This window comes from Streptomyces sp. NPDC043853 (genome assembly GCF_056436025.1).
In genome coordinates this window covers 221,741-242,455 of sequence record NZ_JBWKDJ010000011.1, presented here as the reverse complement: position 1 = coordinate 242,455, position 20,715 = coordinate 221,741, and the positions used below count along the sequence as shown (strand labels likewise).

At 74.4% G+C, this 20,715-nt stretch carries 21 protein-coding genes and 1 pseudogene; 11 read left to right on the top strand and 11 right to left on the bottom strand.

What is annotated here, in order from left to right; translation table 11 throughout:
• Positions 1 to 96: 96 nt before the first annotated feature.
• Positions 97 to 582, top strand: a complete 486-nt coding sequence (locus AC067U_RS27030; RefSeq protein WP_478832367.1) for a VOC family protein — start codon at positions 97 to 99, stop codon at positions 580 to 582.
• A gap of 40 nt (positions 583 to 622) precedes the next feature.
• Here the strand turns inward: AC067U_RS27030 and AC067U_RS27025 are convergent, their stop codons facing one another.
• Positions 623 to 1,360 carry an SIR2 family NAD-dependent protein deacylase gene (locus AC067U_RS27025; RefSeq protein WP_478832366.1) on the bottom strand — a complete coding sequence of 246 codons (738 nt, stop codon included), beginning with the start codon at positions 1,358 to 1,360 and terminating at the stop codon, positions 623 to 625.
• Between the two features lie 146 nt (positions 1,361 to 1,506).
• The gene (locus AC067U_RS27020; protein WP_478832365.1) at positions 1,507 to 1,782 is read right to left on the bottom strand and encodes a hypothetical protein; all 276 of its coding nucleotides are present in this window, start codon (positions 1,780 to 1,782) and stop codon (positions 1,507 to 1,509) included.
• A gap of 217 nt (positions 1,783 to 1,999) precedes the next feature.
• On the opposite strand from AC067U_RS27020, the gene AC067U_RS27015 reads away from it, so the two are divergent.
• Together AC067U_RS27015 and AC067U_RS27010 are read left to right on the top strand one after the other, a co-directional pair.
• On the top strand, positions 2,000 to 2,608 hold the full coding sequence (locus AC067U_RS27015; RefSeq protein WP_478832364.1) for a hypothetical protein: 609 nt from the start codon (positions 2,000 to 2,002) through the stop codon (positions 2,606 to 2,608).
• 66 nt (positions 2,609 to 2,674) lie between these two features.
• Complete coding sequence (locus AC067U_RS27010; protein ID WP_478832363.1) at positions 2,675 to 3,529, top strand: GNAT family N-acetyltransferase; 855 nt, start codon at positions 2,675 to 2,677, stop codon at positions 3,527 to 3,529.
• 118 nt (positions 3,530 to 3,647) lie between these two features.
• On the opposite strand, the gene AC067U_RS27005 is transcribed toward AC067U_RS27010, so the two are convergent.
• The 3 genes from AC067U_RS27005 to AC067U_RS26995 all read right to left on the bottom strand — a co-directional run bounded on the left by AC067U_RS27005 (position 3,648) and on the right by AC067U_RS26995 (position 5,360).
• Positions 3,648 to 4,091: an SSI family serine proteinase inhibitor gene (locus tag AC067U_RS27005; protein WP_478832362.1), complete on the bottom strand. Its 444-nt coding sequence runs from the start codon at positions 4,089 to 4,091 to the stop codon at positions 3,648 to 3,650.
• Positions 4,092 to 4,440: 349 nt separating this feature from the next.
• Positions 4,441 to 4,902, bottom strand: coding sequence for a Crp/Fnr family transcriptional regulator (locus AC067U_RS27000; protein WP_478832361.1), 462 nt, complete (start codon positions 4,900 to 4,902; stop codon positions 4,441 to 4,443).
• Positions 4,903 to 4,985: 83 nt separating this feature from the next.
• Entirely contained in the window at positions 4,986 to 5,360 is a 375-nt protein-coding gene (locus tag AC067U_RS26995; RefSeq protein WP_478832422.1) for a hypothetical protein, read from the bottom strand.
• Between AC067U_RS26995 and AC067U_RS26990 the strand changes: the two are divergent.
• The 4 genes and pseudogenes from AC067U_RS26990 to AC067U_RS26975 all read left to right on the top strand — a co-directional run.
• Positions 5,263 to 5,466 (top strand): annotated as a pseudogene (locus AC067U_RS26990) (MFS transporter); the annotation flags it as partial. The gene AC067U_RS26995 and the pseudogene AC067U_RS26990 overlap by 98 nt on opposite strands.
• Positions 5,467 to 5,579: 113 nt before the next feature.
• Positions 5,580 to 6,689 carry a hypothetical protein gene (locus AC067U_RS26985; RefSeq protein WP_478832360.1) on the top strand — a complete coding sequence of 370 codons (1,110 nt, stop codon included), beginning with the start codon at positions 5,580 to 5,582 and terminating at the stop codon, positions 6,687 to 6,689.
• A gap of 78 nt (positions 6,690 to 6,767) precedes the next feature.
• The gene (locus AC067U_RS26980; RefSeq protein WP_478832359.1) at positions 6,768 to 9,503 is read left to right on the top strand and encodes a DNRLRE domain-containing protein; all 2,736 of its coding nucleotides are present in this window, start codon (positions 6,768 to 6,770) and stop codon (positions 9,501 to 9,503) included.
• Between the two features lie 190 nt (positions 9,504 to 9,693).
• Positions 9,694 to 10,389, top strand: a complete 696-nt coding sequence (locus AC067U_RS26975) for a hypothetical protein (RefSeq protein WP_478832358.1) — start codon at positions 9,694 to 9,696, stop codon at positions 10,387 to 10,389.
• 417 nt (positions 10,390 to 10,806) lie between these two features.
• On the opposite strand, the gene AC067U_RS26970 is transcribed toward AC067U_RS26975, so the two are convergent.
• Positions 10,807 to 11,310 (bottom strand): hypothetical protein, encoded by a 504-nt coding sequence (locus tag AC067U_RS26970; protein ID WP_478832357.1) that lies wholly within the window; start codon positions 11,308 to 11,310, stop codon positions 10,807 to 10,809.
• Between the two features lie 109 nt (positions 11,311 to 11,419).
• Here AC067U_RS26970 and AC067U_RS26965 point away from each other — a divergent pair, with 109 nt between their 5' ends.
• Positions 11,420 to 11,800, top strand: coding sequence for a hypothetical protein (locus AC067U_RS26965; RefSeq protein WP_478832356.1), 381 nt, complete (start codon positions 11,420 to 11,422; stop codon positions 11,798 to 11,800).
• Here the strand turns inward: AC067U_RS26965 and AC067U_RS26960 are convergent.
• Both AC067U_RS26960 and AC067U_RS26955 read right to left on the bottom strand, forming a co-directional pair.
• Positions 11,784 to 12,608 (bottom strand): MerR family transcriptional regulator, encoded by an 825-nt coding sequence (locus AC067U_RS26960; RefSeq protein WP_478832355.1) that lies wholly within the window; start codon positions 12,606 to 12,608, stop codon positions 11,784 to 11,786. The genes AC067U_RS26965 and AC067U_RS26960 overlap by 17 nt on opposite strands.
• 110 nt (positions 12,609 to 12,718) lie before the next feature.
• Complete coding sequence (locus AC067U_RS26955) at positions 12,719 to 13,192, bottom strand: hypothetical protein (RefSeq protein ID WP_478832354.1); 474 nt, start codon at positions 13,190 to 13,192, stop codon at positions 12,719 to 12,721.
• A gap of 174 nt (positions 13,193 to 13,366) precedes the next feature.
• On the opposite strand from AC067U_RS26955, the gene AC067U_RS26950 reads away from it, so the two are divergent.
• Both AC067U_RS26950 and AC067U_RS26945 read left to right on the top strand, forming a co-directional pair.
• Positions 13,367 to 14,626, top strand: a complete 1,260-nt coding sequence (locus AC067U_RS26950; protein ID WP_478832353.1) for an MFS transporter — start codon at positions 13,367 to 13,369, stop codon at positions 14,624 to 14,626.
• 33 nt (positions 14,627 to 14,659) lie between these two features.
• Positions 14,660 to 15,718 (top strand): peptidoglycan-binding domain-containing protein, encoded by a 1,059-nt coding sequence (locus AC067U_RS26945; protein WP_478832352.1) that lies wholly within the window; start codon positions 14,660 to 14,662, stop codon positions 15,716 to 15,718.
• 15 nt (positions 15,719 to 15,733) lie between these two features.
• On the opposite strand, the gene AC067U_RS26940 is transcribed toward AC067U_RS26945, so the two are convergent.
• The gene (locus AC067U_RS26940) at positions 15,734 to 16,474 is read right to left on the bottom strand and encodes an SDR family NAD(P)-dependent oxidoreductase (RefSeq protein ID WP_478832351.1); all 741 of its coding nucleotides are present in this window, start codon (positions 16,472 to 16,474) and stop codon (positions 15,734 to 15,736) included.
• Between the two features lie 160 nt (positions 16,475 to 16,634).
• Here AC067U_RS26940 and AC067U_RS26935 point away from each other — a divergent pair, with 160 nt between their 5' ends.
• Positions 16,635 to 17,711, top strand: a complete 1,077-nt coding sequence (locus tag AC067U_RS26935; RefSeq protein ID WP_478832350.1) for an RNA ligase (ATP) — start codon at positions 16,635 to 16,637, stop codon at positions 17,709 to 17,711.
• A gap of 19 nt (positions 17,712 to 17,730) precedes the next feature.
• Here AC067U_RS26935 and AC067U_RS26930 read toward each other — a convergent pair whose 3' ends face one another.
• Together AC067U_RS26930 and AC067U_RS26925 are read right to left on the bottom strand one after the other, a co-directional pair.
• The gene (locus AC067U_RS26930; protein WP_478832418.1) at positions 17,731 to 19,008 is read right to left on the bottom strand and encodes a radical SAM protein; all 1,278 of its coding nucleotides are present in this window, start codon (positions 19,006 to 19,008) and stop codon (positions 17,731 to 17,733) included.
• Positions 19,009 to 19,159: 151 nt separating this feature from the next.
• Positions 19,160 to 19,966, bottom strand: coding sequence for a hypothetical protein (locus tag AC067U_RS26925; RefSeq protein ID WP_478832349.1), 807 nt, complete (start codon positions 19,964 to 19,966; stop codon positions 19,160 to 19,162).
• Positions 19,967 to 20,715 lie beyond the last annotated feature (749 nt).

Genomic DNA, 20,715 nt, shown 5'->3' with positions numbered 1-20,715 from the left:
ACGAGTGCTTCCCGGGCCGGTCCCGGGCCCCACCGATGAGTTCGGGGCCCGGGACCGGTCTGTATGGGGGAGACCCCCCCGTGCCTGGAGGCAGAGATGAGCAGCAGCGGTTTCACCACGTGCTTGTGGTTCGACGGAAAGGCGGAGGCCGCCGTCGACTACTACCTGTCGGTGTTCAAGGACGGCGCGCGCGGCCGCGTCGGCCGCTACACCGACGCGGGCCCCGGTGAGCCCGGATCGGTCATGGTCATCGAGTTCGAGATCAACGGGCAGAAGTTCGTCGCCCTCAACGGCGGCCCCGAGTTCACCTTCAACGAGGCGATCTCGTTCCAGATCCACTGTGCCGACGAGGCGGAGGCCGACTACTACTGGGACGCCCTCACCTCGGGCGGCGGCCAGGAGGTCGTCTGCGGCTGGGTGAAGGACCGGTTCGGGGTGTCCTGGCAGGTCATTCCCGCCGGGGCGATCGAGCTGCTCAGCGACCCGGACCCGGAGCGCGCGGGCCGGGCCACCCGGGCCATGATGCAGATGAAGAAGCTCGACGTGGCGGCGATGCGCCGGGCGGCGGACGGCGAGGAGTAGCCCGGCCGGGCCGGCGGTCGGGCGCTGCGGCCCGATCGCCCTACGCCCCGCGCCCGGTCGCGATCCGCTTCAGCAGGGCCGGCAGCGCGGTCCCGATCGGCTCGCGTACGACCTCCTCGGCGAGGGGGTCGTACGGGGTCTCCTCGGCGTTGACGATGATCAGCCGCGCCCCGTGCTCCGCGGCGATCCCGGCGAGCGACGCGGCCGGCTGCACCTGGAGGGTGGTCCCGACCGCGATGAAGATCTCGCAGCCCTTGGCCACGGCCATGGCCTGCGCGAGCACCTCCGGGTCGAGCCGTTCGCCGAACATCACGGTGGCCGCCTTCAGGATGCCGCCGCAGGCGGTGCAGGCGGGATCGGGCTCGCCGGCGGCCACCCGGGCCAGCGCCTCGTCCATCCCGGACCGGACGTGGCAGCGGGTGCAGACCACGGCCCGGGCGGTGCCGTGCAGCTCGAACACCTTCCGGTCCGGCAGTCCGGCGAGCTGGTGCAGCCCGTCCACGTTCTGCGTGAGCACCCGGACCGGGGTGCCGCCGCGCTCCAGCTCGGCCACCGCGACATGGGCGGCATTGGGCTTCGCGCCGAGCGCGCCGATCTCCGCGCGCATCAGCCAGGACCGCCGCCGGATCTCCGGATCGGCCATGTAGGAGTCGTAGGTGACCAGCTTCTCGGCGTCGGGCTCCCGCCGCCACAGGCCATTGGGCCCGCGGTAATCGGGGATCCCTGAGTCGGTGGACATTCCGGCCCCGCTGAGCAGGGCGACGAGCGGCTTTCCCATGCGGGGACTGTACGGACTTCCGTGCCGCCAGGGCGAGCGCATTTGCGGGCCGTCATCCGGGCGCCTGCCGGGCCCGGACCGCGCCGCCGCCCGGACCGCGCCGCCGCCCGGGCGGCGCCGCCCCGGCCGCGCCACCGGCAGCCGCGCTACCGGGCGAGTACGGCCAGGAGCAGTGCCGCGGTCGCGGTCCAGACGGCCGCGACGGATCCGAGCAGGCCGCGCAACTCCCGGCCGGCCGTGGCGAACCGCTGGGTCAGCCCCATGGTGCCGGCCGCGCCCGCCAGCAGTCCGAGCCCGGCGGCCAGCGCCCCGGGCAGCGGGACCAGCAGGGCCGAGGCGGTGGCCGGCCCGGCACCGCCCGCCAGCACCAGTCCGTAGAACACCGCCGCCACCTGCCGCGCCGCACGTGTCTCGGCCAGCACCGCGTCCCCCTCGCCCGGCTCCGCTCCGCATCCGCTGGGAGCATGCCTCACCGCGGCGGGCCCCTAACCGGCGCGCCCGCCACGGACGGGTGAACCTCGGCCGCCCCCGCCGGAGCGCACGCCCCGGCACATCTGAGTAGGGGTACTCAGGCGGGCTGTCGGTGCCTTCGTGCAAAATCGGTTCCCCTTGCTCCTCCACCGCACCGGGAGAACCGAGTTGAACCGCCGCCGCACTCATGGACCCGCCCTCGCCGCCCTGTTGGCGGGTGCGCTCGCCCTCACCGCCTGCGGTACGACCAGGAGCGGTGCCGGGTCGGGCGCCTCCGCGACCCCCGACTACGTACGGGAGGCGGAGGCGCGAGCGGCGGCGGGGAAGCAGGAGCACGACCGGAAGTTCCCCGACATCGTGGCCCGCTGCAAGGACGCGGTGGCCTCCGCGCGCCCCTCCGGCAGTCCCCGCGCGACGGAGCCGGTGGATCCCGAGGCCGCCAAGTACGCGGAGAACCACGGCTACAAGACGCAGGCCAGGCTGTCCCCGGAGGCCGAGTGCCGGGGCGGCGCGCACGCCGCGCGGATCACCAAGGGCCTGGTCGGCGCCGGGAAGACGGCTCCCACGACCGAGGAGGGCCTGCGGAAGGCCCTGGAGGCCCTCGGCTACCCGGCGACCGAGGACGAGGTGTTCACCTCCGGCGGGGCCCTCGGCTTCGCCTTCTCCGTGCCCGGCGCGGGCCCCTGCGTCACCGGGTACCTGGGCACCCCGCCCAAGGTGGAGGCGCACGGCCAGTACATGGAGGGCGGCTGCATCGAGCCCCGCGGCGGGCACTGACCCCGCCCGGGGCAGCGAGGCCGGAACCCGCCGGAGGCCCCGGCGGCATCTGGTACAACACCCCGCATGACGGGACTGGAGATCTCCGGCGCGAGCGCCGCAGACATGGCACTGTTCACCGCGTGGGCCGACGAGGAGGGCTGGAACCCCGGCGAGACCGACCGGTTCGCGTTCGCGGTCGCCGACCCGGAGGGCTTCCTGATCGGGAGGCTCGACGGGAAGCCGGCGGCCTGTATCTCGGCGGTGCGCTACGGCTCGGGCTTCGGCTTCATCGGGTTCTACATCGCCCGGCCCGAGTTCCGCGGCCAGGGCCACGGCATCCGGCTGTGGCGGGCCGGCATGGAGCGGCTCGACGGCCGGCTGGTCGGCCTCGACGGGGTGGTGGAACAGCAGGACAACTACCGCAAGTCCGGGTTCCTTCCGGCGTGGAACAACGTCCGGTACGAAGGAGTGCCGCAGGGCTCCGCGGACCGGGCCGACCTCGGGACCGGAGTCCAGGTCGTCGACGCGGCCGCGCTCCCGTTCGCCCTGCTCGCCGCCTACGACCGGCGGTTCTTCCCCGAGGCCCGCGACGCCTTCCTGGCCGCCTGGACCGGGCTGCCCGGACGCACCGGCCTCGCGGTGGTCCGCGACGGCCGGCTGGAGGGGCTCGGTGTGATCCGGCCGTGCAGCGGAGCCTCCCGGATCGGACCGCTCTACGCCGCGACGCCCGGCATCGCCGCCGCCCTCCTCCACGGCCTGGCGGAGCGGGCCGGCGGGCCCGTGGTGGTGGACGTACCGGACGCGAACCCGGCCGCCACCGCCCTGGTGCAACAGCTGGGTATGGTGCCCACGTTCGAGGCCGCACGGATGTACACCGGGCCCGCGCCCGACGTGGAACTGGCCGGGATCTACGGGGTGACCAGCCTCGAACTGGGCTGAGGGGGCCGGACACCACGGCGGCCCGCCGGGTGCGCGGCGGGCCGCCCGGCCCCCGGTTTCCCACCACGGGCCCCTCGGCCCCCGGTCTCCGGTCGCCCGGTTCCCTGGCGGGGTCCGGTCAGAACGAGAACACGGCACCGCTGCCGTTGCGCAGACCGCAGCGGTTGGCGAAGGTGTGCTCGTAGCTCACCCGGCGGCCCTCCCAGACGCCCGTCGCCGTCACCGTCACCGGGTCCCATTCGCGGGTGCAGGCGAGCTCCTGTCCGGCGTCCGTGATCGCCTCGAACTCGGCTCCGGCGGCCCGCAGTTCGGCACAGGCTGCCGCCGGGTCCGGGTGCGTCCCGGTCGGGCTCAGGGAACAGGACAGGGTGACCGCCCGCAGGATCGTCCCCTCGTCGGCGTTCTCCCCGGCGGTGATGTCGAGCACCAGCGCGGAGGGGGCGTACAGGCGCTCCGCCCCGGACGGCGCGGCGCCCGCCGGCCCGGACCAGGCCAGCGAGGCGAACACCGTCATCGCCAGGGCGGTGGACGCGAAGGCCAGGCTGCGCGTGATGGATCGCATTGCGAACACTCCTCGGATCTTGGTTCCGGATAACGGACAGGAGTCTTGCTCAAGTTGGCCCCGGCCGCCGCTCACACGTACGAATTCGCGTCACCTTTCGTGACCGCGTGTGCGCAGTCCGTGGCGGTGCCGTGGCTGCGACCTGCGGCGGAGCCGCGTTCGGAATCGGCCGATCCGCACCGGGCCGCACCCCCTGGAGCAGGGCCCGCCCGACCGTGCCGCTGTGTCGGCATGCCCGTATGCCGGTCCGCCTGTATGCCGGTCTGCTCTGCCCCGGACCGCGAGGGCGCGGCCCCCGGCCCCGTCAACGCCCTGCGGCCGACGGGGCCAGGGGTGCCGGTGTCGGTCCTCAGCCGAAGCTGCTGGTGCGCGGCAGGTACAGGTCCAGGAGCCGGGTCCTGGTCTGCTGGAGGCGGTGGGCCAGGACCCGGGCCACCCAGTGTCCGACGGCGGAGCCGAACGCCGGATCGGCGTCCATCTGCATCCGTACCGTCTCCCCGTCGAACTCGTACGCCCGCACCGGGGTCATCGCCTCGGCGCTGAGCTGCCACACGTAGGGCGGGAACAGCCAGGACCAGCCGACCAGTTCGCCGGGGCCGAGGCTCTCGATGACGGCCGGCCGGCGCTCGGGCACCGGCAGCTCCAGCGTGACCGTCCCGGACCGGACGATCCAGAACGAGTCCGCCCGTCGGCCCTCCTCGAAGAGGCGGGCGCCCTCGGGGAAATTGACCTCATGGGCGAAGGACATGAGCCGCCCGCGGTGTTCGGTCGACAGCACGGCGGCGATGCGGGTGGGGGAAGGTGTGCTCACGACGGCCTCCGTTCAGGGCCCCCCGTCCCTCCAGTGTCCGCTGCCGGTCGGAAGAAACCCCTCCGGCGCCGTGCGGATTTCGGCTATTCCTCGGCCCGGGCCTCCGGACAGGCGAGCTCCATGGAGTCGAGCACGGCCTCGTCAGGATCTCCGGGGCGGTCCGCCCCCTTCCTGCCCGGCCCGCGAGGCCATTCCCCGAACGAGGTGGTACGTATGACGGACACCGCTGCCCCCACGGACACCGTCAGACGGCACGCCGCCGTGCGGGCGACCCCGGCCGCGGCCGTGATCGCCTCCTTCGCGCTCGTCGAACTGTCCAGCGGGATCACCCAGGGCTTCCTCTCCCCGCTCCTGTGCGGGCTGACCGACACCGTGAAGGTCACGGCCGCCGACCTGAACTGGATCAGCATCGCGAACCTGCTGGCCAGCGTCGCGTTCACGCCGGTGCTCTCGCGCATGGGCGACCTCCACGGCCACCGCCGGGTGCTCCGCTGGAACCTGGCGATCGTGCTGCTCGGATCGGTCCTCGTCGGTTTCAGCCGCTCCTTCGGCATGGCGCTCCTCGGCCAGATCCTGCAGGGCGCCTTCGCCGGCTTCTTCCCCCTGCTCGTCGGCATCCTCCGCAACCGCGCCCACGCCCCCACAACGGCGCCGAGAGCCGCCGCGGCATCGCCATCATGGTCGCCGCCCTGGTCGGCGGCCTCTCTCTCGGTCTGGTCGCCAGCGGTCTGGTGGCCCGTTCCGTGGACAGCCCCACCGCCGCCCTGTGGGTCCCCGCCGTGGCCACCTCCCTGGCGCTGGCCGTCACCTGGCCGCTGCTGCCCGAGTCGGCCCACCGTCCCGGCGGCCGCGTCGACTGGGCCGGCGGCGTCCTGCTCTGCCTGGGACTGGTGGCCCTCATGCTCGGCCTCGGGCTCGGCGGCACCCCCGGCTGGGAGTGGACCGGGCCCCGTACCTTCGGTTGCCTGGCCGGCGGCGTGCTCGTCAGCGCCCTGTGGGTGAGGGGCGAACTCCGTACCCCCGAGCCGATGATCGACGTACGGATGTTCCGCCACCGCAACGTGGTCGCCGTCTCCCTGGTGACCCTCACCTTCACCTTCTGCATGCTCGGCCTGCAGGTCGCCAACCCAGTGTTCCTGGGCACCAGCCCCGCCGAGACCGGCTACGGCCTCGGCCTGGACCCCTTCGCCATCGCCCTGGCCATGGTGCCCAACCTGCTGGCCCTGGCCCTGGGCGCGCTGATCGCCCCCGCCGTCGCCGCCACCGTCTCCGACCGGCTCACCCTGGTCGCCGGCTCCCTGCTGATGGCCGCCGGCTACCTGCTCTCCCTCGCCCTCCGCCAGGACTTCGACATCGGCCGGCAGTACCTGGCCGCGGCCCGCGACCTCGGCCGCCGGGTCCACGACGTGGATCCGACCGTGTGCGGCGGCTCCACCGACATGGGCAACGTCTCCCACCTGGTCCCGACGATCCACCCGGTGATCGGCTACGACTGCGGCGACGCGATCATGCACAACCCGGAGTTCACGCGGTACGGCATCACCGACGCGGCCGACCGGGCCGTCCTGGACGGCGGTCTGGCCATGGCCTGGACCGTGATCGGACCGGCCGCCGACCCCCGCCACCGCGCGGGCCTCCTGGCCCGCCTCACGGCGCGCGGCACGCGGCTTCCGGCCGCTCCGACAGCTGCTCCCACGGCTGCTCCGCCGATCGCTCCGCCGACCGCTCCGATTGTCGCCACCCAGGGAAGACAATCGGCCAAGACGGGTGCCGGGGACGGCCGGTAGCCCTATTGTGCGCCCGTACGCATGTCGTACGGGCGCACAGTCGCGCGTACGGCCGATCGCACCGCGACTGGGGGGTACATGCGCAGAACCAGGTGGCTCACCGCCGCCGTCGTCCTCTCCGTGGCCGGCGCCGGAGCGGGCCTCGGGCTCGGCTCCGTGCCCGAGGCCGCGGCGATCACACCGCCGGTGTCCTTCACCGCCGACCCGCTGCCCACCTGGCAGCCGAACGGCGTCGTCTGGGCCCTCGCCGAGGCGAACGGGACCGTCTACGCGGGCGGCACCTTCTCCACCATCCGGCCGCCCGCCGGGTCCGGCGGCACCGAGCGGTCCGCGCTCAACTTCACCGCCCTGGACGCCGCCACCGGCGCGCCCACCTCCTGCGCACTGTCCTTCACCGTGGCCGGCGGCACGGCCACGGTCCGTGCGCTGGCCCTCTCACCCGACAAGAAGACCCTGTACGCGGGCGGCTACTTCGGTGCGGTCAACGGCACCCCGGTCAGCAGCCTCGCCGCCATCGACACGGCCACCTGCACCCCGAAGGCGTCCTTCCGGCCCGCCTTCACCGCCACCGTCCGGGCCCTCGCCGTCACCGGCGACACCGTCTACGCCGGAGGCGACTTCCTGACCGTCGCCGGGCAGCCGCGGGGGCGGTTCGCCGCCGTCGCCGCGTCCGACGGGGCCCTGCGCCCGTTCCGGGCCGACGCCGACGAACCCGGCCGGGCCGTCGAGGTCACCCCGGACGGCAGCAAGGTCCTCCTCGGCGGCGACTTCTTCACCGTCAACGGCACCGACACGCACGCGCTCGCCGTGGTCGACGCCGGCACCGGCACCCTCACCAAGGCCTACCCCGGGTTCATCGAGACCCGGTCGGTGGTCAAGGACATCGCCACCGACGCCACCGGCTTCTACACCGCCAACGAGGGCACCGGCGGTGGCGTCTTCGACGGCCGGATCGCCCTGAACCTGGGCGACTACAACCAGCGCTGGCGCGACACCTGCCTCGGCGCCACCCAGGCCGTCCTGCCGTACGAGTCGGTGCTGTACAGCGCCTCGCACGCGCACGACTGCTCCAGCGTCGGCGAGTTCCCCGACGGCCGCCGCTACCACCTGCTCGCCCAGCCCACCACCAGTGTCGGCAAGCTCGGCTGGGCCCCGGACACCAATGACGGCATCGGCGAGGGCATCGGCCCGCGGGTGATGTCCGTCGGCTCCAAGGGCGGTGTCCGGTACCTGTGGGTGGGCGGCGAGTTCACCACCGTCAACGGCGCGGCCCAGCAGAGCCTCACCCGCTTCGCCTCCACCGGGGACACCGGCGCGCCCACCACGCCCGCCGCGAGCGCCGTCAGCTTCCGGCCCGGCCAGGTCCAGGTCCGCTGGCGCACCAGCCTCGACGCCGACGACAGCCGGCTGACGTACCGCGTCTACCGCAACGGCGCCGCGACCCCGATCGCCACCGTCGAGGCCGACTCGCTGTTCTTCCGCCGCCCCCAGGCCTCCTGGACGGACACCACCGTCACCGCCGGGCAGACCTACACCTACCGGGTCACCGCCACCGACGCGGCCGGCAACACCAGCGCCCTGTCGGCCACCGCCCCGGTGACCGTCCCCGCCGCCCCGGAGGCGTACCCCGACCGGGTCCGCTCGGACGGCGCCCGGCTGTACTGGCGCTGGGACGAGTCCGTCCTTCCGTACGTCGCGGACTCCTCCGACGGCGGCGACACCAGCGGCGTCCACCACAACGCGCCCGCCCTGCGGCAGACCCCGGCGGCCGTCACCGGGCCGAGCACCGCCATCGGCTTCAACGGGACGGACAACAAGGTGTACAGCGACCGGCGGACCACCGTCGGCAGCGCCTACACCCTGGAGACCTGGGTGAGGACCGGCACCACCCGCGGCGGCAAGCTCCTGGGCTTCGGCAACAACACCGAACGGGGCAGCAGCCAGTACGACAAGCACCTGTACATGACCAATGACGGCCGGCTCGTCTTCGGCGTGTACACCGGAGCCACCCGGACCATCACGACCGGCGGCACCGACCGCTACAACGACAACGCCTGGCACCACGTGGTCGCGACCCAGGGTCCGGCGGGCATGGCGCTGTACGTGGACGGCGTGCAGAAGGGCACCCTGAACGTCACCACCCACGAGAACTTCGCAGGGTACTGGCGGGCCGGCGGCGACAGCCTCGGCGGCTGGCCGGACCGCCCCACCAGCGAGTTCTTCGCCGGACAGCTGGACGAGACGGCCGTCTACCCGACCGTGCTGACCGCGGCCCAGGTGCAGAACCACTTCAGCCTGGCCAAGGCCCCGGCGAACACGGTCACCCGGGTCACCGCGGCCGAGGACACCTACGCCAACGCGGGCGCCCCGGGCACCAACTACGGCGCCTCCGGCTCGCTGGCCGTCCGCGGCAGCGCACTCTACGCCTCCTACCTGCGGTTCAACCTGCCGGCCGCACCGGCCGGGACGGTGCTCAAGTCGGCCACGCTGAGCGTGAAGACCAGCACCATGGCGGGCGCGGGGACCGCCGACACGTTGTCCGTGGTCCCGGTCACCGGGGCGTGGACGGAGGCGGGCACCACGTACGACAACCGCCCCTCGCTCGGTGCCCCGGCGCTGGGCACCTTCGCGGGCATCCCGGACGGCTCGGCCGTGCACACCACCGCCCTGAACACGGCGGCGGTGTCGGCCGCCCTCGGCGGCGGCTACGGCCTGGCGCTGACCGGGGCCGGCACGGACGCCCTGTGGCTGTGGTCCTCGGAAGCCGCGGCGAACGAGGGCACCCCGCAGCTGACCCTCACCTTCGGCCCGTAGCCGCCCCGGCCGGCTGACGTACGCGCGCACCGGACGGGGTGCGGGAGGTTCCCGCACCCCGTCCGTGCATCCGGGGGAGACCTCCCGGAGTCGGGCGGCCGTTCGCCGGATTCGGGGGTGAACGTGTGCTTCCGTGGCTACCGTTCCCTGCGTCGGGCCGCGCCCGCGGCCCAGGGGGGAACCACCGCACATGACGCGCACGGCACGCTTCCGCATGCCCGCACACCTGACCCGACTGCTCCTGGCGTTACTGGCCGGTACGGCACTCGTGCTGACCGGCCCGGGCGCCGCCCGTGCCTCGCAGGGCTTCGAGGTCCCGGCGGCGACACCGGGCGGGATCTCGGCCGACTTCAAGCTCTACCGGGCCGTCGTGCCCCAGCCGTACGACCCCGACCCGACGGCCATCCAGGGGCCGCGCCAGTGCCTGCTGAAGTACCACGAGTACTACGGCACGCCCGGCTGCGGGGGATTCCAGCTGGCCGTGACCCTGCACGGGGTCCGCGGCCTGCCCAAGTTCGAGGGCGACGAGTGGCCCAGCGGAGTCTGGTTCCAGGCGTCCGCCGATACGGCCCGCACCTTCCGCTGCGTCCGCCCCGACGGCGGGTTCGACCACAAGGACGACGTGGTCGTCCGCACCCGGCAGTCGACGCTGCCCAGTACCTACTACTACGCCGACGCCGGCTACGTGCTCTCCCAGCACCGCAACAACCCGGGCGACTTCGGCCCGCACTTCTACCTGAACTTCCCGGCGGAGAAGATCAGCTGCCCGGCGGGCACCACCGCGAGCCAGTACGGCCTGAAGGTCACCGACATCAGGGTGACCGTCCAGGACCCGCGGATCTTCGGCAACCTGTCCTGGAGCCACCCCGGCCCGTACTACGCCTGACCTGCCGGTCCGCCGGTCCGCCGGTCCGCGGGTCCCCGGTGACGGACATGGGCCGGCACCGGGCGGACCAGTGAGGTGACATGGGCGTCGTGGAGTCCGCAGATCACGCTGCGGCCTTCACGGCGCCCGCTCACCAGGCCGAGGTGGCGCGCCGCGCTCTTCGCCGCCGCCTACGCCTTCGGCGGGTTCTTCACCCTCCGCGAGGCCCTCGCCGCCGTCCGCGCGGCAGCTTCCAGAGGGTCTTCGTACCGGCCGTCCTCGCGCTGGTCGCCACCCTCCTGACCGTCGGCGCGCTCACCGGCGAGCCCTTCGCCGACTCCTTCCACCGCGCCCTGGCCGCGCTCGTGGCCGCCGGCCCCCGTGCCCCGGCCATCGCCACCCCGGCGGCCGTGCTGAGCGAACCGGCGGCGTCTGACCTCACCCCCGGCTGCGCGGCGGCTCCACCTCCAGGAAGCGCCGGCCGCGCGGACCGCGGTAGAGGAGGGCCTGCCAGCCCAGTTCCGCGAGCGCCTCGGCGCAGGCGGCCAGTTGGCGGGCCTCGTCGTCGGCGGCGCCACCCCCCGGCGGGCCGGCCCACTCCACCCGGACCCGGCCCGGACCCTCGCCGGGCGTGGTGCGGTAGCCGGTCGCGCTCCGGCGGCCCGTTGCCGGGTCGACGGCGGAGGGCGGGAAGCCGGACGCCTCCAGGGCCAGCGGGACCGCCCGCAGGGGCCGTTCCCGTTCCCAGTCGGCCGGTCCCGCCGTCCGCATCAGCCGGCGGATCCGCCGCAAGCCCTCGATGGCCGTGCGCACCTCCGCGGCGCGCCGGTCGGCCGTCCCGGGCGCGGGCGGCGGGCCGTCCCCGGTGGCCGCCCGGAAAGGCCCCGCCGCGGAGCCGGCTCCCGCGCCGGTCTCCGCCCCGTCCCCGGCCACCGTTCCCATGTCCCCGCACCTCCGCGTCCGTACGCCCGCGCATCTGAGTATGTGGTGTCGAACGGCCTGAGTACGCACCCCGATTCCCGTTCCCGGTGCCGCTGGTCGAATGGATCCCATGAACCGCATCGCCGACAGGGCCCGCGCCCCGCGCGCCACCCGGCCGCAGCCGTCGCCGCGTGTCCGCCAGGTCACCGTGGCCGGCCGGGCCCTCGCCACCGCACTGCTTCCCCTGGCCCTGGGGGTGCTGCTGGCGAAGGCCGCGGCCGGGGACCCGATGACCCCGGTGAACGCGCTGATCACCAACGGTGCCCAGAGCGCGCGGGTGTCACCGGCCGAGTGGCGGCGCTGCGGCCGGGCCGCCCTGGACCGCCGCTCCCGGCGGAGCGGCCGCGAGCGGGGACACGACCGGGACCGCGTCCGGGACCGCGTCCGGGGTCTGCGACGTGCCCGCCTCCGCGGCCCGGTCACCGCGGCGGTGGTCAGCCCGCCGCGGTGACCGGCTCCTGCAGTTCCGTCACCCACTCCGCCGGATCATCCGAGTAGTGCAGCGTCACCTCCCGCGCGTACGCCGTGGACCGGTAGCCGTTCTCGCCGATCCACCGGGCCAGCGCCTGGGCGGCGGGCAGGACGTCGTCCATCGCGCCGCGGTGCACGATCGTGGCGGCCTGCTCGACGGCGGGCAGCACGACCACCTCCACCCCCTCGGCCGCCGGCGCGTCCGCGGCGACCGGCAGCCCCGCGTGCACCCTGATCGCGCCGTCCGGGCCGGCGTCCTCGTAGTACGCGGTGCCCGGGCCGGTCGGGACGGCCCCGGCCGACTCCAGCCGGGCGCACAGGTCCTCGAACAGCGGTCCGATGACCGGACCGATCTGCTCCGGTTCGAAGCCCGGCGCGATGGCCGTCAGCTCGGCGAGCCGCACGGCGGGCAGGGCCTTCAGGACGATGTCCTCGGTGGACATGGAACCCTCGCTCTCGATGAGCCGGAGCCTCGTCTCGACCCGGGCCAGCCGGGCGGCCGCCTCGATCACCGCCGTCTCCAGCTCGGCCCGGCGCAGCCGCAGCATGCCGCGCAGTTCCTCGGGCCCGACCTCTTCGTCGAGGATCGCCCGCACCTGCTGCAGGCCGAAGCCGAGGTCCTTGAGCGCGATCACGCGGTTGAGGCGGGCGAGCTGGTCGGCCCGGTAGAAGCGGTATCCGCTGGCCGGGTCGACACGGGCGGGCGGCAGCAGTCCGATGGCGTCGTAGTGACGCAGCATGCGGACCGACACCCCGCCGTGCTTGGCGAAGTCTCCGATGGTGAACATGATGTGCTCCAGTCGAGGCCCTCACACGGTGAGAGGGTCAAGTCCCCATCCTGGAAGGCCTGGTCCGTCCCCTCCGCGCCGGGGCGGCCGGGGCGGCCGGAGCCGGACGGTCAGCGGCCGTACTGGCCCACGCACAGGTCCACCACCGACGGCGGGACCGCCCCGTCGGCCGCCCCGCACACGTCCTCCATGCCGTACGGCTGCCCCGCCCCGGCGCCCGGCACCGGCAGGTGCCGGTGCGCGCCCGCCGGCGGCCGCGGATGGGCCTTGCGGGGCGCGCCCGGCCGTACGGGCCGCCGGGCCGCGGCCCCCGGTGCCGCCGGCCGGGACCCGGTGCGCGGCGACGCCGGGGGCTCCGGAGCGTCCTGTTCCGGCTGTCCGCCGCCCCGTTCCGGATGCGGCATCGGGCCCAGCGGCAGCACCGCCGGAGCGTCCGGTGCCGCAAGCTCCGGCGCGCCGCCGGGCGGCACCTCGGTCACGGCCCCGGCCGGCGGGACCTCCCGGGGCCCGACGGACACGCACCCGGCACTGGCGAGGAGGACGGCGAGGGAGAGGGTCAGGCGGGCGGCCCGGCGCAACTGCATCGCACCACCATGCCGTACCCTCGCCCACCCGTGCCGCATTCCGTCACGCCTGAGAGTGACGCGTGAGGAATCAGGGCAGGGGAACGACTGTTCGCAGTCACACCGGATCCGCCGCACCGGGTCCACCGCACCTGATCCGTCCTGCCGGATCTCGTCCCGCAGTGGAGCACGCGTATGAGCACACCCGTACGGCCGCCCGCCCCCGCCACCCCGCTCAGAGCCTGGTCCGCCGTCCTGGCGGTGTCCCTGAGCATCTTCTGCCTCATCACCTCCGAACTCCTGCCGGTGGGCCTGCTCACGCCAGTGGGCGCCGACCTCGACGTGTCGGACGGCACGGCAGGGCTGATGGTGACCGTCCCCGGCCTGGTCGCCGCGGTCTGCGCGCCGCTGGTCACCGTGTCCACCGGACGGTGGGACCGGCGGCGCGTCCTGTGCGTGCTGATCGCGCTCATGGCCGCCGCCAACCTGGCCGTCGCGGCCGCCCCGAACTTCGCCGTGGTGCTGGCCGCCCGGCTGCTGACCGGCGTGAGCGTGGGCGGATTCTGGGCGATAGCGGGCGGGCTCGCCGTGCGCCTGGTCCCCGAGCGCCAGGTGGGCCGGGCGATGGCGGTCATCTTCGGCGGGGTGTCCGTCGCCTCCGTGCTCGGCGTTCCCGCCGGCACCCTGCTGGGCGAGCTCAGCGGCTGGCGCGCCGCCTTCGCGGGAGTCGGCGGACTCGGCCTGCTGACCCTCCTGGCCCTGCTCCTGCTGCTGCCTCCGCTGCCGTCCTCCCGGCCGGTCACCTTCGGCGAACTGCCCTCCCTGATGCGCCGCCACGCCGGGGTACGGGCCGGCGTGATCGTCACCTTCCTCCTGGTCACCGGCCAGTTCGCCGCGTACACGTTCGTCCGGCCGGTGCTCCAGGACGTCTCCGGCGTGGACGCCGGCCTGATCAGCACGCTCCTGCTCGGCTACGGCCTCGCGGGCGTCGCCGGCAACTTCCTCTCCGGCACCCGCGAGGCGCGCCGCACCCTGCTCGTGATCAGTCTCGCGCTGACCCTGATCCTGCCGCTGACGGCCCTGCTCACCACGCCGGTGGCCGGGGGAGTGCTGCTGGTGGTGTGGGGGCTCGCCTACGGAGGGGTCTCCGTCGGCGTGCAGAACTGGATGAACCAGACCGCCCCGGAGGCCACCGAGGCCGCCTCCTCGCTGATGGTGGCCATGTTCAACCTGGCCATAGCCGTAGGCGCGGTGCTCGGCGGACTCGTGGTCGACGGCATCTCCACCGCGGCCGCACCGCTCGCCGGCGCCGCCCTGACCCTCCTGGCCGCGGTCACCATCCTGACCACCCGGCGCGGCCGGGGTGGGCGGGACGGCCGGAGCGGAACGGTCGAGTCCGCCCAGGTCGGCAGGAATCGGGACACCCTGGAGGGTGAGGGCCGGGCGCGGGTTTGACCTCGGCTCCGGCGTGCGCAAGAGTGCGGCTCCGTGTCCCAGCAACGTGACGAGACCGGAGCCGTCAAACCCGACGGCCCTCTCGTGCGCCCGTACGCGCCGATCACGGGCCGGCCCGAAACGGAAGCCGACTGGCCTTCGGCGGCGGCCGGCCCGGCGGAGCCCGCGCCCGTGCCCTGGCCAGGTCCCGCGCTCGAACCGGAAGGCGGGGCCGGGGCGGAAGGCCCGGACGCCGCCTCGACCTGGCCCTCGGCCATGGCCTCCGCCGAGCCTCCCCCCACGCCCTCCGCCAGAGCCCCGGCAGGGCCGGGGTCCGGGTACGCACCCGTGGCCGAGCCCGGATACGCCTCCGGGCCGGAGGGCGCGTACGTACCCGTGCCCGGGGGTGCGTACGTACCGGCGCCCGGCCACGTACCCGCGCCCGACCTGGTACCCGGGCCGGTGCCGGAGCAGCCGTCCGGACCGTCCTCCGCCCCCGTGACCGAGTACCGCTCCGCGCCCGGACCGCGGTCAGGAGACACCGGCACCGGGTCCCGCGTGGCGCGCCGGCGGGCCGCGGCGCGGCGCGTGCGCCGGACCCCGCTGCTGGTGCTCGGCCTGGCCGGGCTCGCCGGAGCGGCCGGACTCGTCTTCCTGCTGCGTACGCCCGAGGCGGAGCCGGAGCGGCGGCCCGGTGCCGGGGGCCAGGTGCCGCTCAGCCGCGTTCCCGGCCTGCCCGGCACCGGGGCCGGCTCGTCCGCCGAGACCGAGCCGTCCGGCGGAGCCACCGCCAGGTCCTCCGCCCCTTCCCCGTCCGCCGCCTCGCCCTCACCGAGCGGCAGGGCCACCGGCAAGGCCTCGCCCACGGCGAAGCCCACCCCCTCCCGCCCGCCGCAGACGCCCGGCACGCTCCGGCTCGGGGCCACGGGCACGGAGGTGAGCGCCCTCCAGCAGCTGCTCTTCGGCCAGGGGTTCACCTACGTCTCCACCACCGGCGTCTACGACAAGGACACCCAGCGCGGAGTACGCCAGTTCCAGCGGGACCGCAGCCTGCACGAGGACCCCGCCGGGGTGTTCGGCCCCGCCACCCGCAAGGCCCTCGGCGGCCCCTGAGCGCGCGGGCCCCGGTCAGCGGCCCCCGGACACCCGCAGCACTGTCCCCGTGGTGTACGAGGCCTCCGGCGACAGCAGCCAGGCCACCGCGGCGGCGATCTCCCCGGGCGCGCCGGGCCGCCGCAGCGGGATCGAGGCGGCGGCCTTGGCCGGCCGGTCGGGATCGCCCATCGCGGCGTGCATGTCCGTCTCGATGATCCCCGGGGCGACCGCGTTGACCCGGATGCCCGACGGGCCGAGCTCCTTGGCCAGTCCCACGGTCAGCGCGTCCGTCGCCGCCTTGGTCGCCGCGTAGTGCACGTAGTCCCCGGGAGCGCCCAGGGTGGCCGCCGCCGAGGACAGGTTGACGATCGCCCCGCCGCCCGCGGCCGTCATGTCCCGGGCCGCACGCCGGCAGCACAGCAGGCAGCCGAGCAGGTTCACCTCCACCACCCGCCGCAGGTCCTCGGTCCGGGCGTCCGCGAGCCGGCCCAGGGGGCCGGTGACGCCGGCGTTGTTGACGAGTCCGGTCACCGGCCCGAGTTCGGCCGCGGCCCGGTCGAACAGCCGCTCCACGTCGGCCTCCACGGAGGTGTCCACCCGGACCACCGCGCACCGCGCGCCGGCCGCCCGCACCGCCTCCGCGGTGGCTTCGGCCGCCGCGCCGTCACGGACGTACCCGAGGGCCAGGTCGTGCCCTTCGGCGGCCAGCCGCACACAGGTGGCCGCCCCGATGCCACGGCTGCCGCCGGTGACGACGGTGACGGGACGTGACATGAACGCCTCCCGGGCTCATGGGGTTTCTCCGGCTGATGGGGTTTCCCCGGCATGTTAGGTGGCGCCCGCATCCACACCCGGCCCGGGTCTCCCGGCGCGCCGTCACGTAGCAGGCCGAAATCCATTCGCCCAGCGAAAAACCGCCGGTCAGAGTGGGGGAATGTCGACCTTCAAAGTCACCGCCGAAGTCCTGACCGTCCACGAGCACCCGAACGCCGACGCGCTCGAACTGGCCCAAGTGGGCCTCTACCGCGCCGTCGTCGCCAAGGGCCGCCACCGCACGGGGGACATCGCCCTCTACGTACCCGAACAGGCCGTCCTGCCCGACGCGTTGATCGAGGAGCTGGGGCTCACGGGCCGGCTCGCCGGCGGCGCGGCCAACCGGGTCAAGGCCGTCCGGCTGCGCGGGGAGCTCTCCCAGGGACTGGTCTGCCTGCCGCGCGCCGTCGCCGGCAGGGACCTGAAGGCCGCCGTCGAGGAGGGCACCGACTTCGCGGAGCTGCTCGGCATCACCAAATGGGTGCCCCCGGTCCCCACCACCATGAACGGCGAGGTGGACTCCGCCCCCGATCTGCTGCCGTGGGTCGACATCGAGAACCTCCAGCGCTACCCGCACATCTTCGAGACCGGCGAGCCGGTGGTCCTCACCGAGAAGCTGCACGGCACGGCCTGCCTGGTCACCTACGTCGCGGAGGACGGGCAGGTGCTGGTCTCCTCCAAGGGCTTCGGGGCGAAGGGCCTGGCCCTGAAGGAGGACGACCGCAACCTCTACTGGCGGGCCGTCCGCGGCCACGCCGTCCCCGAGGCGGCAGCCAAGCTGGCCGGACGGCTCGGCGCCACCCGGGTGGGGATCTTCGGCGAGGTGTTCGGCGCGGGGGTCCAGGACCTCGTGTACGGCTCCGACGCCCGGACCACCGGGCCCGGTTACGCCGCCTTCGACGTCTCCGCCGAGATCGACGGCCGGGTCCGCTGGCTGGACCAGGACGAGCTGGCCGACCTGCTCGACGGCGAGCTGCCCCTCGTACCGCGGCTCTACGAGGGCCCGTACGACCAGGCCGCCGTCCTGGAGCTGGCCACCGGACGGGAGACCGTCTCGGGCCGCGAGCTCCACCTCCGTGAGGGCGTGGTGGTCCGGCCGGTCACCGAGCGGTACAGCCCGGTGACCGGCGGGCGGGCCATCGCCAAGGCCGTCAGCCCGGCCTACCTCACCCGCAAGGGCGGCACGGAGTACGAGTGAGGCGTGGGGCCGGACGGGATCACTCGTCGTTGGCCGGCAGGCTGTCCATGAAGGAGCTCACCGAGAACACGGCCCGGCCCGGACCGGACGGGCCGTATCCGGGCGGGGAGCTCAGCCCGAACTCCTCCATGGTCGCCCGGTACTCCTGGAGCAGCCGGATGTGGTACTCCAGCGGTGCGCCCTGCGGGTTCGCCTTGCCCAGCGGAGTGGTCGGCTCCGGGCACCAGGTGGTGAACCGCGGGGTGATCCCGCGCGACATGAAGAAGCGCAGCCCCTCCACGGTCGAGTCGATGGCCTCGTCGACCGTGGTGAAGCCGAACGGCTCGGCCATCTCCACGCCGGCCACGAAGTTCGGGATCACGTTGCGCGCGCCGAACACCTCGGCGGACTCCAGGATCCGGCGGTGCCACTCGTCCCGGCCGATGTACTGCTCCTTGCCGGGGCAGTACAGCTCGAACAGCCGGCGGTCCCACACCTCGTAGTTGGGGTGGTAGATCCGCACGCCGTAGTCGTAGAAGCGCTGCACGTCCTCCCGGGGCAGCGCCTGCGCGACCACCTTGCCGGTCCAGCGGCCGGGGAAGCGCTCCTCGATGGCCTTCGCGTACTGCCCGTAGAAGTCCGCCTCGTCCTTGCCGCCGACCTGCGAGGTGATGGCCCCGCCGGTGAGGGTGTACGCCTTGGAGGCCTTCGTGGTGTCGTACTTGTCGATGATCTCCAGGGCCTCGAGGATCTCGTCGAGCTGCTTGACCCCGGTGTAGGGGCGGCCGGCCGCCTTGTGCTGGCGCCAGTTGTGGTTGATGTCGCAGTACTGGCACTCCTGCTTGGCGCCGAAGTACTGGCAGACCCGGAACACCGTCAGGTAGATCAGGTAGCCCCACTGGATGGTGGGCGCCACCTCCATCACGGACTTCCCGTTGCTGAGCTTGTGCCGGTAGTACTCGGGCATCGGCGGCAGCCCGACGTCCGCGATCCGCGCGCCGTCCAGCCACAGCCCGAGCATGCCGTCCTCGCCCGCCGCGACCCGGTAGGGGGAGGCGGGGTTGACCCGGACCGACACCACGGTCCGGCGCAGGTCGTACGGCCCGCCGGTGAGCACGATCTCCTCCGGCGGACGGCGCAGGGCGGCCGCGCCGAGCTCGGGCAGGGTGCGGTGGTCGAAGGAGAAGATGAAGTACGACTTGGGCTTGACCTCACCCGACTCGTTGTCGCTGAGCGCGGATTCGTCGAAGGCGATGCCGCCGCGCAGCAGGTCCTCCTTGATCACGGCCTCGCGCGGAACCAGCGGGAAGCGCGCCATCAGCGATTCGATGGTGTCGGTACGACGCGGTGCTGCGGGGGTGTGCGGGGTTGCCGCGATGTCTCCGGTCACCCCTCCAGGAATATCAGCCCGGGTTTGCCCGGCTTGCGGCGGGTCCGTGAATTCCGGTCAGAAGTCGGTCAGGCGTCGGTCAGGCGTCCCAGGGCAGCCGTACGGCCTCGATCTCGGGGTCCATCAGGAGGGCCCGGACCAGCGGGCGCGGCCCGGCGACCTTGGTGCCCCACAGGTCCCAGTCGGTGTAGGTGACCCAGGACCGGTCGGCCGGCCAGACGTTGGACGGGGTGCCCGCCATGCCGGGGAAGTCGAACAGGGCGCCGGCGTCGCCGAGCCGTCCGGCGACCACGTGGTGGGCCCGGATGTCCTCCCACCGCTGGGTGAGGAACGGGCAGAAGTAGGCGAAGCAGCGGGTGTCCGGGCCGTCCGCGCTGTGGGCCGTGAGCAGTTCCACGAGGCGGTCCCAGGTCGGTCGGTCCAGCCCGCCCTCGGTGGGCGGCCGGATGCCGGCCGGCCAGCTGCCGTCGTCGAGGGAGGCGTCGGGCACGCTGTGGTGCGAGGGCGGCCGGCCTTCCGCGACCACGGGGCTGCCGGTCCGTTCGGCCAGTTCGGACCAGCGCAGCCGCCGCCAGCCGGGCCCCGGCCGCTCCGCCCGCCCGAGCCTGGCGCCGGTGACGACTCCGTGGGGCAGCCGGCTGAAGTCCACACCGCCGACGCCGAGCGGGATCTCGATGTCCCCGGCCGCGATGTCGGCGCGCAGCAGCTCGTCGTGCGAGACCACGCCGGGGCCGATCTCGCTCTCGTACATGGCGTGCAGCACCCAGGCGGCGTCGGGCCGCCCGGACACCGGGAAACCGGGGATTCCGTCGTCCTGGCTGAGCCCGCCCAGCCAGTCCGCCTCGGCGGAGGCGGCGGGGACCCAGAGCTCGCGGATGCCGGACATGGCCCCATCCTGCCACCCCCTGGGCGGGGCCCGGTCACCCTCCCGAGGCGGCCGCCGCCCACCCCGGCCTCGCGGCCGGCCGTTCCGCGGGGCGGTCCGCGCCTTGCCCCGTGCGGGGGCGCGCTCCCCCGAGATGCGGGCGGCTCCGCCGAGGTGTGGGCAGGCGTTCCGCGGGGCTGCGCCCTCCCGCCCCGGTGGGGCGGCCCCCGCCGAGGTGTGGGCAGGTACCTCCGCCGAGGTGTGGGCGGGCCTCCGCTGAGGTGTGGGCAGGCGTTCCGCAGGGCTGCGCCCTCCCGCCCCGGTGGGGCGGCCCCCGCCGAGGTGTGGGCAGGTACCTCCGCCGAGGTGTGGGCGGGCCTCCGCCGAGGTGTGGGCAGGCGTTCCGCGGGGCTGTGCCCTCCCGCCCCGGTGGGGCGGCCCCCGCCGAGGTGTGGGCAGGTACCTCCGCCCGAGGTGTGGGCGGGCCTCCGCTGAGGTGTGGGCAGGCGTTCCGCAGGGCGGAACGGGTGGGCACACCGGAACGCCGCCCAGCGGGCTGCGCCCCCGCCCCACCGAAGCCATGGCTCGGCTCCGCCGCAGCCGCGCTCGGGCCCGGCCAGGGCGGTGGCTTCGCCGGGCCCGGCACGCCGGGAGCGGAGCTCCGCCCGGACGGGGTCCGGACAGCAGCCGGACCGGGGTGCGGGGTGGCTGCGCGAGCCCTCGCGGGACCGGGGTGCCGTGTGCCCACCCTCCCCCAAGCTCTCGAATTC

Excerpts from the sequence above, each read along its gene's own strand:
- AC067U_RS27030 (WP_478832367.1), top strand. The coding sequence starts at position 97 with ATGAGCAGCAGCGGTTTCACCACGTGCTTGTGGTTCGACGGAAAGGCG.
- AC067U_RS27025 (WP_478832366.1), bottom strand. The coding sequence starts at position 1,360 with ATGGGAAAGCCGCTCGTCGCCCTGCTCAGCGGGGCCGGAATGTCCACC.
- AC067U_RS27010 (WP_478832363.1), top strand. The coding sequence starts at position 2,675 with ATGACGGGACTGGAGATCTCCGGCGCGAGCGCCGCAGACATGGCACTG.
- AC067U_RS27005 (WP_478832362.1), bottom strand. The coding sequence starts at position 4,091 with ATGCGATCCATCACGCGCAGCCTGGCCTTCGCGTCCACCGCCCTGGCG.
- AC067U_RS26995 (WP_478832422.1), bottom strand. The coding sequence starts at position 5,360 with ATGCGCGAGAGCACCGGCGTGAACGCGACGCTGGCCAGCAGGTTCGCG.
- AC067U_RS26985 (WP_478832360.1), top strand. The coding sequence starts at position 5,580 with ATGGTCGCCGCCCTGGTCGGCGGCCTCTCTCTCGGTCTGGTCGCCAGC.
- AC067U_RS26980 (WP_478832359.1), top strand. The coding sequence starts at position 6,768 with ATGCGCAGAACCAGGTGGCTCACCGCCGCCGTCGTCCTCTCCGTGGCC.
- AC067U_RS26975 (WP_478832358.1), top strand. The coding sequence starts at position 9,694 with ATGACGCGCACGGCACGCTTCCGCATGCCCGCACACCTGACCCGACTG.
- AC067U_RS26970 (WP_478832357.1), bottom strand. The coding sequence starts at position 11,310 with ATGGGAACGGTGGCCGGGGACGGGGCGGAGACCGGCGCGGGAGCCGGC.
- AC067U_RS26965 (WP_478832356.1), top strand. The coding sequence starts at position 11,420 with ATGAACCGCATCGCCGACAGGGCCCGCGCCCCGCGCGCCACCCGGCCG.
- AC067U_RS26960 (WP_478832355.1), bottom strand. The coding sequence starts at position 12,608 with ATGTTCACCATCGGAGACTTCGCCAAGCACGGCGGGGTGTCGGTCCGC.
- AC067U_RS26955 (WP_478832354.1), bottom strand. The coding sequence starts at position 13,192 with ATGCAGTTGCGCCGGGCCGCCCGCCTGACCCTCTCCCTCGCCGTCCTC.
- AC067U_RS26950 (WP_478832353.1), top strand. The coding sequence starts at position 13,367 with ATGAGCACACCCGTACGGCCGCCCGCCCCCGCCACCCCGCTCAGAGCC.
- AC067U_RS26940 (WP_478832351.1), bottom strand. The coding sequence starts at position 16,474 with ATGTCACGTCCCGTCACCGTCGTCACCGGCGGCAGCCGTGGCATCGGG.
- AC067U_RS26935 (WP_478832350.1), top strand. The coding sequence starts at position 16,635 with ATGTCGACCTTCAAAGTCACCGCCGAAGTCCTGACCGTCCACGAGCAC.
- AC067U_RS26930 (WP_478832418.1), bottom strand. The coding sequence starts at position 19,008 with ATGGCGCGCTTCCCGCTGGTTCCGCGCGAGGCCGTGATCAAGGAGGAC.
- AC067U_RS26925 (WP_478832349.1), bottom strand. The coding sequence starts at position 19,966 with ATGTCCGGCATCCGCGAGCTCTGGGTCCCCGCCGCCTCCGCCGAGGCG.